This is a genomic window from Pseudomonas sp. MYb60 (assembly GCF_002979555.1).
In the GTDB taxonomy this organism is placed as follows: domain Bacteria; phylum Pseudomonadota; class Gammaproteobacteria; order Pseudomonadales; family Pseudomonadaceae; genus Aquipseudomonas.
Map to the genome: position 1 here is coordinate 32,988 of NZ_PCOZ01000013.1, position 13,784 is coordinate 46,771.

Below are 13,784 nucleotides of genomic sequence, written 5' to 3' on the forward strand. Positions count from 1 at the left end.
GGAGCCGTCCATGTCCAGCACCCCACACGTGATCAATCAGGCCCAGGCCCGCGCGTTGCTCGCGCAAATCGATGTGCCGCAGATCCTGCGCAAGATGTTCTGCGACCTGGCTGCAGGGCATGCGGTGCAACCGGCACAGCAATGGGTGGAGTTTCCCCAGGGCGCCGGCGACTTTATCAACTACCTGGGCGTGCTGGCCGAAGACGGGGTATACGGGGTGAAGACGTCGCCGTACATCGTGCGCGAACAGGGCCCGCTGGTAACGGCCTGGACGCTGCTGATGTCGACGCATACCGGCCAACCCTTGCTGTTGTGCGACGCCGCCGAACTGACCACCGCCCGCACCGCCGCCACCACGGCGCTTGCGGTGGATGCACTGGCGCCATTGGCCGCGCAACGCCTGGCGATCATCGGCAGTGGCAACGTGGCCCAGGCGCACCTGCACTACGTGAAGGACCTGCGCGACTGGCAGTCCATCAGCCTGTATTCGCCGAGCCTGGCCAGCGCCGATGATGCAACAATTGACCACCTCAAAAGCCTGGACCCACGGCTGACCTTCGCACCCAGCGTCGACGCCGCACTGGCAGACGCCGACGTGATCCTGCTGTGCACGTCCTCCGCCGGGCCGGTGATCGATCCGTCCCGCTTGAGCAAGCCCGGGTTGATCACCTCCATCAGCACCAACGCGCCCCGCGCTCACGAAATCCCGCCGCACTCGCTGAACGCCATGCAGGTCTACTGCGACTATCGCCAGACCACCCCTGGCTCGGCCGGCGAGATGCTGATCGCTGCCGAGCAACACGGCTGGGACAAACGCCAGGTGATCGGCGACCTGCCGGAACTGCTCAGCGACCACGTCCAACGCCCCGCCTACGACCGTCATGTGTACTTCCGCTCCATCGGCCTGGGCCTGGAAGACATCGCACTGGCCAACGCGCTTCGGAGAACCCTATGAACCACGCAGACTTCATCATCATCGGCGGCGGCATTGCCGGCGCGTCCACCGGTTTCTGGCTGTCGCAGCACGGCAAGGTGTTGGTGCTCGAACGCGAGAGCCACCCGGGCTATCACTCCACCGGACGCTCGGCGGCGCTCTACACCGCCGCCTACGGCACGCCGCAAGTGCGCGCGCTGACCCTGGCCAGCCGCGCGTTTTTCGATAACCCGCCGCCCGGTTTCTGCGAGCACCCGCTGCTGACGCCACGGGGCGAAATGACCGTGGACTTCACCGGTGATGCGGCCGAATTGAACGCCCAATATCAGAGCGCGAAGGCCACCGTGACGCAGGTCGAGTTGCTCAGTGCCGATGAAGCCTGTGCGAAAATGCCGATTCTGCGGCGCGAAAAAGTCCACGGCGCGCTGTATGACCCCACCGCCAGCGATATCGACACCGACGCCCTGCACCAGGGCTACCTGCGCGGTATCCGCCGCAACGGTGGCGAGGTGCTGACCGACCACGGCGTCCAGGCGCTGCACCGGGATGCCGAAGGCCTGTGGCAGGTGCAATGCGGCGAAACATCTTACCGCGCGCCGATCATCATCAACGCCGCCGGTGCGTGGGCCGACACGCTCGGCGCGCTGGCCGGCGCCCAGCCCATCGGCCTGCAACCCAAGCGCCGCTCAGCGTTCATCTTCGCCGGCCCCGACGGCGTCGACACCCACCACTGGCCAATGCTGGTGGCGCTGGACGAATCGTTCTACATGAAGCCCGACGCCGGCATGTTCCTGGGTTCGCCGGCCAACGCCGACCCGGTGGCGCCCCAGGACATCCAGCCCGAAGAACTGGACATTGCCATGGGCATCTACCAGATTGAGGAAGCCACCACCCTGACCATCCGCCGCCCCACCCGTACCTGGGCCGGGCTGCGCAGCTTTGTGCACGATGGCGATTTGCTCAGCGGCTTCGACCCTCAGGTACCCGGCCTGTTCTGGGTCGCTGCGCAAGGCGGCTATGGCATCCAGACCTCGCCCGCCATGGGCCAGGCCAGCGCTGCCCTGGTGCGCGGTGCACCGCTGCCGGAGGCGCTGACACGGTTCGGCCTCGACGCTGGTATGCTCTCCCCTGCCCGCCTGGAGCCCCATTGATGAACACCGCTGAACAAGACAAGGTCATGCAGAACTTCCGCGCGATGGCCGACGCCATCGCCACGCTGTTCTTTCCCCACGCCGAAGCGGTGCTGCACGACTTGCGCTCGCAAAAGGTCGACTACATCGCCAATAACCTGTCGAAACGCGCGATTGGCGATGATTCGGCGCTGGAAGACATGCTCAGCGAAGACGTCAGCGAGGTGAATATCGGCCCCTACGAAAAGCTCAACTGGGACGGTCAGAAAATTCGCAGCTTGAGCACCGTGCTCCACGACCACAAGGGCCGCCGGCTGGCGGTGCTGTGTATCAACCTGAATATCTCACTGTTCGAGAACGCCAAGGCGGCGCTGGATCTGTTCCTGTCGCCGAGCAAACTGATCCCGCAGCCGGACTCGCTGTTTCGCGATGACTGGCAGGAGCGAATCAACACGTTCTTGCATGCCTGGATGCGCGAGCGCCAACTGAGCCTCAACCTGCTCAACCGCGACCACAAGCGCGAGTTGGTGCTGGCACTGCATGCCGAGGGGGCGTTCAAGGGCAAGAGCGCGTCGAACTACGTGGCGAACGTGCTGGGGATGGGGCGAGCGACCGTCTACAAGCACCTCAAGGAATTGAAGGGATCTTGATGACACCGCATTCACATGTGGGAGGGGCAAGCCGCTTCCCACGTTTGATCTTCATATGGCCCAGGTTTCCTGGGTGTCAGTCGCCGTAGATATCGGCCTTGAAATACTGCTGGGAAATCTTCTGGTATTCGCCGCTCGCGCGGATCCCGTCAATCGCGGTGTTCAACGCGCTCACCAGCGCCTCGTTGCCCTTGCGCACCGCAATCCCGGCGCCCTCGCCCACGTATTTCGGGTCCTTGAGCTCCGGCCCGACAAACGCGTAGCCCTTGCCCCGAGGCATTTGCAGAAAGTCGTTCAAGGGGATGGTGTCGGCGAAGATCGCGTCCAGTCGCCCGGCCGCCAGGTCCATGTAGATTTCTTCGTTGTTGCTGTAGCGCTTGACGGTGACGCCCTTGGGCTCGAACACCTCGGTGGCGTAACGGTCAGTGGTGGTCGCGCGCTGCACGCCGACGGTCTTGCCCTTGAGGCTGGCGTACCCGTCATCGACCACCGCGCCTTCCTTCATCACCAGGCGCGACGAAGTGAAATAGTACTTGTGGGTGAAGTCCACCGACTTCTTGCGGTCCTCGTTGATGGTCATGGACGACAACGCCATGTCGATTTTCTTCACCTTGAGGGAAGGAATCAGGCCGTCAAACTCGCCTTCGACCCACACACACTTAACCTTCATCTGCGCACACAGCGCATTGCCGATGTCGTAGTCGAAGCCGACAATCTCGCCTTTTTCCGTCTTGGACGCGAACGGCGGGTACGCCGCCTCGATGCCGATACGCAGGGTTTTCTCGGCGGCCAGCAACGGGCCGGAAACGATCAGGCCCAGGGCCAGCGCGGTGATCAGGGGGAATTTCTTCATGACGGAGATCTCGCAAGTTGTTGTTGATTTGGCAAGAGCGAAGAAAAGGATCGAGCGGGCGACACTGCTTTTATACTTATAATTCCATACTGGACTTTTAAGTACCCATCGTCAATCGCAGTTGTAGCGCGTATGCACCAGCACCCGGGTAAAGGGCGGTGCCGCCCGTGCGCCGTCCAGTGCGCCACGAATCCAGCGCACCGCCGCCGCCACTTCGCCGACGAAATCATGGGACACCACGTAGTCCATGACGCCTGCTTCCAACAGCGCCCGGGTGTGCACCGTCAACTCGTGACCGACAAACACTGGACGCTGGCCCTCGGCGAGGGTGCCGAGCGCCTGGGCCACGCCACGGTTGGCCCCCGCCACGTTGTAGATCGCCGCCGGGCAGGCGTGCCGGGCGAAATAGCGGGTCAGTTGCGTGGCGATGGTCTGCGGGCTGTCATCGGAGAGCATCCGCTCATCGATCTTCAGGTGCGGGAACTCGGCACGCAGCACCCGTCGAAAGCCCATTTCACGCTCCTGCTGGCAACGAAACGGCTCACTGGTGACCAGCAGAATCTTCGCCTTCTGCCGCGCCAGGGCATTGCCGACCAGCAACCCGGCGACACTGCCCGCCGCATACTGGTCGTTACCCACGTAGGCACTGCGCCCGGAGTTGGGCAGGTCGGTGGTCAGGCAGACCACCGCAATGCCCTGGCGGCACAGGCTGCGAATCGCCCGGTTGATCGCCGGGTGCTCGCGAGAGACCACAATCACGCCGTCGGCGGACGCCCCCTCGGCCTGAACCTGGTCGGCAAAGGCTGCAGGATCCACCTGGTGGCTGGAGCGGTACTCGCCATGGATGACCACGCCGGGGGTCGACGCATTGATGGCGGCCTGCGCGTCGGCCAGGGTCGCATTGAAGGTTTCACCTGAGTCGCAGAAGAGCGTGATATGCAAGGTCGCCATGCCATTGGCGAGGTCCTGCCTGAGCTTGTCCAGCGCCGCCAAGACCTTGAGCCGGGTGCTCTCACCAACCCCGCTGCGGTTATTGAGCACACGGTCCACCGTCGCCGGCCCGACCCTGGCGACCTTGGCAATCTGCTCGACCGTGGGGCCTTTCCAACCTGCTGCGGGAGTCTGACGGGGCATGGACGAGATGGCCTGAATGATGGAGTTGCCATCACTTATAGCCGATAAAACCTTGGAAACCGACTTTGAGCTCCGGAAAAAAATGATGGCTTTCCCATCAGGATAGGCCCTTGCTCGTCCTTGAATCAGCCCTCCGCGCTGCCAATAATCGCCTCACAACAACCCCAACAATTCGTCAGGAATGCAACCATGAAACTGGGCTTTGTCACCGACACCCTGGGCAACCTGCCCTTGGGCGATGTCCTCCAGCACGCCGAACGCATGGGCCTTTCCGGCCTGGAAGTGAATACGGGCGGCTGGTCAACCGCGCCCCATTTGAACCTGGCGCAGATGCTCGACAACAATGCCGCCCGCCGCGATTTCACCCGCAACTTCCAGGACCACGGCCTGGAAATCATTGCCCTCAATGCCAACGGCAACCCGTTGCACCCCACCCAGCCGGAACAGGCGCAGTGCCTCAGGGACACGATTCGCCTGGCGGGCGAGTTGGGGATCAAGACGGTCTGCGCCATGTCCGGCTTGCCCGAAGGCCAGGCAGGCGACCGCACGCCCAACTGGGTGGTCACCGCCTGGCCGCCGGAAACCCAGACCATGCTGCGCTATCAATGGGAGGAACGCCTGCTGCCGTTCTGGCGCGAGATCGCCGACCTGGCCAAGGCCAACGGCGTCGAGCGCATTGCCCTGGAGTTGCACGGTGCCCAGTGCGTATACAACGTGCGTTCCCTGCTCAAGCTGCGCGAGGCCATCGGCCCGGTGATCGGCGCCAACCTCGACCCGTCCCACCTGTTCTGGATGGGCGCCGACCCCTTGGCCGCCGCCGATGCCCTGGGCGATGCGCTGTACCACGTGCACGCCAAGGACACGCTGCTCAACACGCCAGTGCAGGCGGTGGATTCATTGCTGGAAACCGGCTCACTGATGGACGTGCCGGCGCGCAGTTGGTCCTACATCACCCTCGGCTTCGGCCATGGCGAACAGTGGTGGCGCCAGTTCTGCTACCGCCTGAAGATGGCCGGCTATGACGGCTGGTTGTCCATCGAACATGAAGACGTGCTGCTCAACAGCCTGGAAGGCCTGCAAAAGTCCGTGACGCTGCTGCAGGGGGTGATGCCCGTCGGCGTCAGCGACTTCAAGCCGCAGGCCATTTGAGCCGCTCCCACCCATGAGTTTTTTGCACAACCGAGTGGTGTTTTTGAGCGTTCATCTCTGATTTTTGCGTGCCTATACTCGGTTCAGCCACCCGGCTGAGCCGGGGGTCAGTCCCTACAACAATAATCAAGGACAATGACCATGACGCACCCTTTCCTGGCCGCCCGGGATTTCCTGCTCGCCCACCGCACCGACTACGCCACTGCCGTGCGTGACTTCCAATGGCCGCAACTGGGGGAGTTCAACTGGGCGCTGGACTACTTCGAGGTGATGGCTGCAGGCAACTCGGCCAACGCGCTGTGGATTGTCGAAGAGGACGGCAGCGAGCAACGCTACAGCTTCCAGCAACTGGCCGCGCGCTCCAACCAGGTCGCCAATCACCTGCGGTCCCTCGGTGTGGGTCGCGGTGATCGGGTGCTGCTGATGCTCGGCAACGACGTGGCACTGTGGGACACCATGCTCGCCGCGTTCAAGCTTGGCGCCGTGGTCATCCCCGCCACGGCCCTGTTGAATGCCGAAGATCTGCGCGACCGTATCGAACGCGGCCATGTCCGCCACCTGGTGGTGGGCGAGGCTCATACCGGCAAATTCGCCGGCCTCGCCGACGGTTGCACCCGCGTCTGCGTGGGCACGGCGCCCGCCGGGTGGGTCGCCCATGACGCCGCCTTCGCGCACGCCGAGCAATTCGACGCCGAAGGCCAGACCCTGGCCAGCGACCCGATGCTGCTGTATTTCACCTCCGGCACCACCTCCAAGCCGAAGATGGTGCTGCACAGTCACCAGAGCTACCCGGTGGGGCACCTGTCGACGATGTACTGGATCGGCCTGCAACCGGGCGACCTGCACCTGAACATTTCGTCTCCGGGCTGGGCCAAGCATGCCTGGAGTTGCCTGTTCGCACCGTGGAATGCCGGGGCGTGCATCTTTATCCATAACGTCGCACGGTTCAGCGCGCCGACGTTGCTCAGTGCGCTGGAACGCTACGGCGTGACCAGCCTGTGCGCGCCGCCCACCGTGTGGCGCATGCTGATCCAGGAAGACCTGGCCAGCTACAAATCACGGCTGAACCTGCGCGAACTGGTGGGCGCCGGTGAGCCGTTGAACCCGGAAATCATCGAACAGATCCAGCACGCCTGGGGCCTGCCCTTGCGCGATGGCTTCGGCCAGTCGGAAACCACCGCGCTGGTGGGCAACACGCCGGGGCAGTTGCTCAAGCCCGGCTCCATGGGCCGCCCACTGCCTGGCTATCGGGTGGCGCTGCTGGACCCGGACGGCGTGCCTGGCACCGAAGGTGAAGTCGCGCTGCCGCTGGATGTGCGCCCGCTCGGCCTGATGCTGGGCTACGAGGACAGCCCGGAGAAAACCGCCGAGGTCATGCGTGATGGTTACTACCGCACCGGCGACACCGCGCAGATCGACGCCGACGGCTACATCACCTTCGTCGGCCGTGCGGATGACGTGTTCAAGGCCTCCGACTACCGCATCAGCCCGTTCGAGCTGGAAAGTGCACTGATCGAACACCCGGCCGTGATGGAAGTGGCCGTGGTGCCCAGCCCCGATCCGCTGCGCCTGGCCGTGCCCAAGGCCTTCCTGATCCTTGCCCACGACGCGCTGGGCGATGATGAACTGGCGCGCCACATCCTCGCCTTCGCCCGCGACAATCTCGCGCCGTACAAGCGGGTGCGGCGTATCGAATTTGTCAGCGAACTGCCCAAGACCATCTCCGGCAAGATCCGCCGGGTGGAGTTGCGGCAGATGGAGGTGGTCCGGCGCCAGAGCGAGACGCGAGGTGAGCAGGAGTACTTCGAGGAGGACTTTGCGCTAACCACCCCCACCGCGTGACGGACAGCCTCGGCAAAAAATGTGGGAAGGGGTTTGCCCCCTCCCACATGTGGACTGAGGTGTGCCAGCACCACCCTGATCAGCTCACCCAATCCTCTCGAATACTTGCCTGATCCTGCGAACTTCTCGACTACCGGATACTTACCTCTTGCGCAGTGGTCTAGAGTTCGACAATAAGCGGCCACTGCATTCATAAAGGCCGCACCTACCGTCGATCAGCAGGTGAGCCATGGAATTACGTATCAACCAACAGGCCTTCGAGGTCGATGCCGACGCGGACACGCCCTTGCTGTGGGTCATCCGCGATGACTTGGGGCTGACCGGTACCAAGTACGGCTGCGGCCTGGCGCAATGCGGCGCATGTTCAGTGCTGGTCGATGGCAACGTGGTACGCAGTTGCGTCACGCCGGTGGCTGCGGTGGTCGGGCGCGAGATCACGACCATTGAGGCCATTGAGGCCGACGACGTGGGCAAGCGCGTCGTCGCAGCCTGGGTCGAGAAACAAGTTGCGCAATGCGGTTACTGCCAGTCCGGGCAGGTCATGGCGGCCACCGCCCTCCTCAAGCACACCCCTGTGCCGAATGATGAGCAGATCAAAGCGGCGATGATCAACCTGTGCCGCTGCGGTACTTACAACGCCATCCACGCTGCCATGCACGACCTGGCCAAACCGGAGCGTGCCTGATGAGCATCCCCAAAGACTTGTTCGATACTCCCGTGAACCTGTCGCGCCGGCGCTTTCTGGCCAGTACCGCCGTAGGCGCGCTGGTGATCGGTTTCGGCCTGCCACTGGGTACGTCCAGAGTGCAGGCTGCCACGGCCGCTGAACGCGGCACCCAGGTGCCGGCCTTTCTGGAAATTCGCCCCGACGGCAGCGTGCGCCTGCTCAGTCCTTTCATGGAAGGCGGCCAGGGTACCCACACGGCCATGGCGCAGATTGTCGGCGAAGAGCTGGATGCCGATCCCGCGACGTTCGTGGTCGAAGCCGCGCCTCCCGGCGAAGCGTATGTGGTGATGGAAAACGGTATGCGCATTACCGGCGGCAGCATGTCGGTGCGCATGAGCTACCCGACCATGCGTCGCCTTGGCGCTCTGGCGCGGGCAATGTTATTGCAGGCCGGCGCCGCGCAACTGGGTGTGCCGGTGGCCGAGCTGACCACTCAACCGGGTCGCGTGGTGCATGCCGCGTCCGGACGGTCCCTGGGTTACGGCGAGTTGGCCGGCCGCGCCCTTGATATGCCAGTGCCCGATCCGTCCACCCTCACGTTGCGCGACCCAAGCCAATTCCGCTGGATCGGCAAACCGGTGAAGCGCCTGGATGCCTACGACAAATCCACCGGCAAGGCGCTGTACAGCATTGATCAAAAAGTCGACGGCATGCTCCACGCCGCCGTGCAACACGCCCCGCGCCTGGGCATGACCGTGGGCAGCCTGCGGAATCAGGCACAGGTCGAGGCCATGAAAGGGGTGCATTCCGTTCACACGCTGCCCGGCGCCGTGGCGGTGGTCGCCGAGCGCTGGTGGCACGCCAAGCGCGCGGTGGAAGCGATTCAGGTCGACTGGCTGGAGCCAGGGCCAGATTCTCAAGTGCGCGCCATGCCGGCGGACTTTTCCAGCGATGGTTTCCGCGATTTTCTCGCCGCCCAGCAAGGCCCGGCGCGTGACGACGAAAACGAAGGCGATGTGGCCGGCACGTTGGCCGGGGCCAAGACCCGGGTCGAAGCGACCTACCACAACCAGTACCTGCACCACGCGCAACTGGAGCCGCCGTCAGCCCTGGCCCGCTTCAACCCGGACGGCACGCTGGACGTATGGCTGCCCAACCAGGCGCCCGACATGTTCCGTGCCGATATTGCCAAGCGAACCGGCCTGGACATCGCGCAAATCAACCTGCACTCACCGTTGCTGGGCGGCTTTTTCGGCCGGCACTTCCTGTATGACTCGGCCAGCCCGTACCCCCAGGCCATCGCGTTGGCCAAGGCGGTAGGCCGTCCGGTCAAGCTGATCTGGAGCCGTGAAGAAGAGTTCCTGCGCGATGTATTGCGCCCGGTGGCGGTGGTCAAGTTCCGCGCTGCGCTGGATGACAAAGGCCTGCCAGTGGCCATCGAAGCGGTGAGCGCCACCGAAGGCCCCACTGAGGCCATCGCTGGCAAGCAAGGCGAAAAACTTGACCCCACGGCCCTCGAAGGCTTGACGGGCAAGGCCTATGCAATCCCCAACAAACGGATCGCGCAGATTTACGTCAAAGGCCCGGCGATGCTGGGTTACTGGCGCTCGGTGGGCAACTCCCTGAATGACTTCTTTTATGAGGCATTCCTGGATGAACTGGCGGACAAGGGCGGTCACGACCCTTATGAGTTGCGCCTGCATTTGCTGCGCGACAACCCCCGCCTGACCACCCTGTTGCAGGCGGTGGGCGAGCTGTCCGGCGGTTGGAAGCGCGGTCCTTACACGGCCGAGGACGGCAGCAAGCGCGCACGCGGGGTGGCCATGGCTTCACCGTTCGGCTCCCATGCGGCGGTCATCGCCGAAGTCTCGATCGAAAGCGGCCAGGTCAAGGTGCATCAGATCTGGGAAGCCATCGACCCCGGCAGCATCGTCAACCCGGCCATTGTCGAGGCGCAGGTCAATGGCGCCGTGGCGCTGGGCTTGTCCCAGGCGTTGCTGGAAGAGGCGGTGTACGTGGACGGCAAACCACGGGCGCGCAACTACGACCTGTACCCGATTCTGCCGCCGTCGCGAATGGCGCAGGTGCATGTGCGGATCGTCGAAAGTGGCGAGAAGATGGGCGGCATCGGTGAACCCCCGCTGCCCGCCGTGGCGCCGGCCGTGGCCAATGCAGTGGCGCAATTGACCGGCCAGCGCATCCGCAGCTTGCCGTTGAGCCGACACACTTTCAGCTAACCGACAGAGATCGCCCATGAACAACCGTCGATTCGTAAGAACCGCAGGCTGGCTGGCGCTGCCCTGCCTGGTCGCCGCAGGTGTGCTGGCCTGGTACGTTACCCGCCAACCCCCTTCACCGCTTGAACAAGCCCCACCGGTTGACGCCGCACTGATCAGCCGCGGCGAGTACGTAGCGCGCCTGAGCGACTGCGTGGCCTGCCACAGCCTGCCGGGCAAGACACCGTTTGCCGGCGGCCTGGAAATGGCCACGCCGCTGGGGGCCATCCACGCCACCAACATCACTCCGGACCGCGAACACGGCATTGGCACCTACAGCCTGGCCGACTTTGATCGCGCCGTGCGCCACGGTGTGGCACCCGGTGGGCGCCGACTCTACCCGGCCATGCCCTACCCGTCCTATGTGAAGCTCAGCGACGATGACGTGCGCGCGCTGTACGCGTTCTTCATGAAAGGCGTGCAACCGGCCAGCGAGCCGAATATCCCCAGTGATATTCCCTGGCCGTTGAACCTGCGCTGGCCGATCGCATTGTGGAATGGCGTGTTCGCCCCCAGTGAGCCTTACGCGGCCAAGCCCGAGCAGGATGCGCTGTGGAACCGTGGTGCCTATATCGTCCAGGGCCCCGGCCACTGCGGCAGTTGCCACACGCCGCGCGGCCTGGCGTTCAATGAAAAAGCCCTGGATGAGTCCGGCAAGCCCTACCTCGCTGGCGCCCTGCTGGACGGTTGGTACGCGCCCAGCCTGCGTCAAGACCCCAACACCGGGCTGGGGCGCTGGACTGAAGCGCAGATCGTGCAGTTCCTCAAGACCGGTCGCAACCAGCATGCGGTGGTCTACGGCTCGATGACCGAAGCCTTCAACAACTCCACGCAGTTCATGGCCGACGAGGACCTGGCGGCCATCGCACGCTACCTCAAATCCCTGCCAGGCGACCCGCAGCGTGACGGCACCCCGTGGCAGTACCAGACGGCCTCCGCCAACAGCGGGCCCGGTGCGCACACCTATGCGACGCGCTGCGCGTCCTGCCACGGCCTGGACGGCAAGGGGCAGCCTGAGTGGATGCCGCCTCTGGCTGGCGCTACCTCGGCACTGGCCAAGGAGAGTGCCTCGGCGATCAACATCACCCTCAACGGCTCGCAACGCGTGGTGGTCGCCGGGGTGCCGGATGCCTACCGTATGCCAGCGTTCCGTGAGCAATTGTCTGACCAGGAGATTGCAGAGGTGTTGAGCTATGTGCGCAGCACCTGGGGCAATGCAGGCGGCGCGGTGGACGCGCAGGCGGTGGGCAAGCTGCGCGGGCACACCGACCCGGCGAGCAGCAGCCCGATTATCTTGCACATGCGCTAGCGGGCTACTGGGTGAAGTGTGGGAGCTGGCGGTGGGCTTGTTTTGCGGGTCTGACGCGAATCCAATGTGGGAGGGGGCTTGCCCCCGATGGCGGTGGTTCAGCCAGTACATCTATTGCCTGCCACTCCGCTATCGGGGGCAAGCCCCCTCCCACAGGGGACTGGCGGTGGGCTTGTTTTGCGGGTCTGGCGCAAATCCAATGAACTGCACCCCAAATGCACACTTGCGGTGCGTCGTTTCTACCCAAGTGACAGTTTTCAGGGCGTCGCCACAAGGCGCGAATTCCAGCATTACCTTTTAAATCATGAACATATCGTTTATGGCCTGAAGCTTGCTTTTGAGACACCGCCGCGCCTTGCGGTACTCGTTTCCCCCATCCCTTGCGATGGGCGACCCAGCCTCAACGATGCGGCCGGTGTCTCAAGCGAAACGGCTCACACATTCAGCCGACAGCGTCGTCGGTATGTGAAATCAGGCCCTCCTTCCCCCGCCTGCATTTCTTCCCAGACCTTTTTTCATCCAGCGCCAAGCGTCGTGCCTGACTTCAATTCGGGCTGCGCTGGAGGTGCGGGTCCGGGTTCCAGGAGTCTTCCGAATGGCTATGAATCGTCGTGCTTTCCTGCGGACGTCCGCGATTTCCGCGGCTGCGCTGTCCACCTTGAGCTTGAAGAGTTTCTCGGCATTTGCCGCCGACGACGCGATCAATATCGCCTCGCTCTACGACAACTCCGGTGGCCTGGACATCTATGGCAAGCCCATCGTCGACGCCCTCACCTTTGCGGTCGAAACCCTCAACAGCGCCGGCGGCCTGCTCGGTCGCCCGCTCAACCTGATCAAGTACGACACCCAGTCGAACATGCAGCTCTACGCGCAATACGCCCAGCAGGCGGCGCTCAAGGACCGTGCGGCGGTGGTGCACGCCGGGATCACGTCGGCCTCGCGTGAAGTGGTGCGCCCGGTGCTGGACCGCTACAAGACCCTGTATTTCTACAACAACCAGTACGAAGGCGGCGTGTGCGACCGCAACTTCTTCGGCACGGGCGTCACCCCTGGCCAGACCGTTGAAAAACTGGTGTCCCATGTCACGAAAAAGTGGGGCAAGAAGGTCTACATCGTCGCGGCCGACTACAACTACGGGCAGATTGTCACCGCCTGGGTGAAGAAGTATGTGGAGCAAGCCGGCGGCGAAAGCGTGGGCATCGAGTTCTTTCCGCTGGACGTGACCAACTTCGGCGCGACCATCTCCAAGATCCAGGACGCCAAGCCGGACTTCGTCTGGTCGGCCCTGGTGGGCGGCGCGCACATGTCGTTCTACCGCCAATGGAAGGCGGCAGGCATGACGGGCAAGCTGCCGATCGCCTCCACGACCTTCGCCGGAGGCAACGAGCACATCGTGCTGTCGCCAGAGGAATGCAACGGCATCCTGATCTGCCAGAACTATGTGCAGGAACTCGCCACGCCGCAGAACCAGGCCTTCGTCGAGCGTTTCCACAAACGTTTCGGCGCCGACTACCCGTATATCACCGAGCTGGCGATGGGCGCCTACCAAGGCATGATGCTGTGGGCAGAAGGCGTGCGCCAGGCCGGCACGGTCGAGCGCATGGCCGTGACCCAGGCCCTGGAAAAGGGCATCAGCCTGGACCTGCCGAGCGGCAAGGTCAGCATCGACCCGGCCACCCACCACTGCATTCTCGACGTGCACATCGCCGAGGTGCGCGACCACCGCCTGGAAGTGGTCGAGAGCTTTGCCCAGCAAGCACCTTCGGATACCGCCGCCGTGTGCGACCTGGTGAAGAACCCGCGTGACGCAAAACAATACAGCATCGCGCTGTAAGGAGGC

At 63.8% G+C, this 13,784-nt stretch carries 11 protein-coding genes; 9 read left to right on the forward strand and 2 right to left on the reverse strand.

Translation table 11 applies throughout. From position 1 onward, the window contains the following. Positions 1–10 precede the first annotated feature (10 nt). From CQ041_RS19895 to CQ041_RS19905, 3 genes are read left to right on the forward strand one after another with little or no spacing between them, the layout of a single operon-like run. The gene (locus CQ041_RS19895) at positions 11–955 is read left to right on the forward strand and encodes an ornithine cyclodeaminase family protein (RefSeq protein ID WP_105524162.1); all 945 of its coding nucleotides are present in this window, start codon (positions 11–13) and stop codon (positions 953–955) included. Further along, on the forward strand, positions 952–2,085 hold the full coding sequence (locus CQ041_RS19900) for an FAD-binding oxidoreductase (RefSeq protein ID WP_105524163.1): 1,134 nt from the start codon (positions 952–954) through the stop codon (positions 2,083–2,085). The genes CQ041_RS19895 and CQ041_RS19900 overlap by 4 nt, the downstream gene beginning before the upstream one ends. After that, entirely contained in the window at positions 2,085–2,714 is a 630-nt protein-coding gene (locus CQ041_RS19905) for a transcriptional regulator (RefSeq protein WP_105524164.1), read from the forward strand. Before CQ041_RS19900 ends, CQ041_RS19905 begins: the two co-directional genes overlap by 1 nt. Before the next feature lie 76 nt (positions 2,715–2,790). On the opposite strand, the gene CQ041_RS19910 is transcribed toward CQ041_RS19905, so the two are convergent. Both CQ041_RS19910 and CQ041_RS19915 read right to left on the reverse strand, forming a co-directional pair. Beyond that, on the reverse strand, positions 2,791–3,567 hold the full coding sequence (locus CQ041_RS19910; RefSeq protein ID WP_105524165.1) for an ABC transporter substrate-binding protein: 777 nt from the start codon (positions 3,565–3,567) through the stop codon (positions 2,791–2,793). A gap of 111 nt (positions 3,568–3,678) precedes the next feature. Next, positions 3,679–4,701 (reverse strand): LacI family DNA-binding transcriptional regulator, encoded by a 1,023-nt coding sequence (locus tag CQ041_RS19915; RefSeq protein WP_105524166.1) that lies wholly within the window; start codon positions 4,699–4,701, stop codon positions 3,679–3,681. A gap of 189 nt (positions 4,702–4,890) precedes the next feature. Here CQ041_RS19915 and CQ041_RS19920 point away from each other — a divergent pair, with 189 nt between their 5' ends. From CQ041_RS19920 to CQ041_RS19945, 6 genes are all read left to right on the forward strand, one after another. Next, a complete protein-coding gene (locus CQ041_RS19920) occupies positions 4,891–5,850 on the forward strand; it encodes a sugar phosphate isomerase/epimerase (RefSeq protein WP_105524167.1) in 960 nt (319 codons plus the stop codon). A gap of 141 nt (positions 5,851–5,991) precedes the next feature. Then, positions 5,992–7,692 (forward strand): AMP-binding protein, encoded by a 1,701-nt coding sequence (locus CQ041_RS19925; RefSeq protein ID WP_105524168.1) that lies wholly within the window; start codon positions 5,992–5,994, stop codon positions 7,690–7,692. Positions 7,693–7,921: 229 nt separating this feature from the next. Continuing rightward, positions 7,922–8,377, forward strand: a complete 456-nt coding sequence (locus CQ041_RS19930) for a (2Fe-2S)-binding protein (RefSeq protein ID WP_105524169.1) — start codon at positions 7,922–7,924, stop codon at positions 8,375–8,377. Further along, on the forward strand, positions 8,377–10,596 hold the full coding sequence (locus tag CQ041_RS19935) for a molybdopterin cofactor-binding domain-containing protein (RefSeq protein WP_105524170.1): 2,220 nt from the start codon (positions 8,377–8,379) through the stop codon (positions 10,594–10,596). The genes CQ041_RS19930 and CQ041_RS19935 overlap by 1 nt, the downstream gene beginning before the upstream one ends. 16 nt (positions 10,597–10,612) lie before the next feature. Beyond that, entirely contained in the window at positions 10,613–11,944 is a 1,332-nt protein-coding gene (locus CQ041_RS19940; protein ID WP_105524171.1) for a cytochrome c, read from the forward strand. 595 nt (positions 11,945–12,539) lie between these two features. Further along, complete coding sequence (locus CQ041_RS19945; RefSeq protein WP_105524172.1) at positions 12,540–13,778, forward strand: ABC transporter substrate-binding protein; 1,239 nt, start codon at positions 12,540–12,542, stop codon at positions 13,776–13,778. Positions 13,779–13,784: the final 6 nt, after the last annotated feature.

What these genes read in the sequence shown, in the direction of transcription:
- CQ041_RS19905 (WP_105524164.1), top strand. Translation starts at nt 2,085, where the DNA reads ATGAACACCGCTGAACAAGACAAGGTCATGCAGAACTTCCGCGCGATG.
- CQ041_RS19900 (WP_105524163.1), top strand. Translation starts at nt 952, where the DNA reads ATGAACCACGCAGACTTCATCATCATCGGCGGCGGCATTGCCGGCGCG.
- CQ041_RS19895 (WP_105524162.1), top strand. Translation starts at nt 11, where the DNA reads ATGTCCAGCACCCCACACGTGATCAATCAGGCCCAGGCCCGCGCGTTG.
- CQ041_RS19915 (WP_105524166.1), bottom strand. Translation starts at nt 4,701, where the DNA reads ATGCCCCGTCAGACTCCCGCAGCAGGTTGGAAAGGCCCCACGGTCGAG.
- CQ041_RS19945 (WP_105524172.1), top strand. Translation starts at nt 12,540, where the DNA reads ATGGCTATGAATCGTCGTGCTTTCCTGCGGACGTCCGCGATTTCCGCG.
- CQ041_RS19935 (WP_105524170.1), top strand. Translation starts at nt 8,377, where the DNA reads ATGAGCATCCCCAAAGACTTGTTCGATACTCCCGTGAACCTGTCGCGC.
- CQ041_RS19920 (WP_105524167.1), top strand. Translation starts at nt 4,891, where the DNA reads ATGAAACTGGGCTTTGTCACCGACACCCTGGGCAACCTGCCCTTGGGC.
- CQ041_RS19940 (WP_105524171.1), top strand. Translation starts at nt 10,613, where the DNA reads ATGAACAACCGTCGATTCGTAAGAACCGCAGGCTGGCTGGCGCTGCCC.
- CQ041_RS19930 (WP_105524169.1), top strand. Translation starts at nt 7,922, where the DNA reads ATGGAATTACGTATCAACCAACAGGCCTTCGAGGTCGATGCCGACGCG.
- CQ041_RS19925 (WP_105524168.1), top strand. Translation starts at nt 5,992, where the DNA reads ATGACGCACCCTTTCCTGGCCGCCCGGGATTTCCTGCTCGCCCACCGC.
- CQ041_RS19910 (WP_105524165.1), bottom strand. Translation starts at nt 3,567, where the DNA reads ATGAAGAAATTCCCCCTGATCACCGCGCTGGCCCTGGGCCTGATCGTT.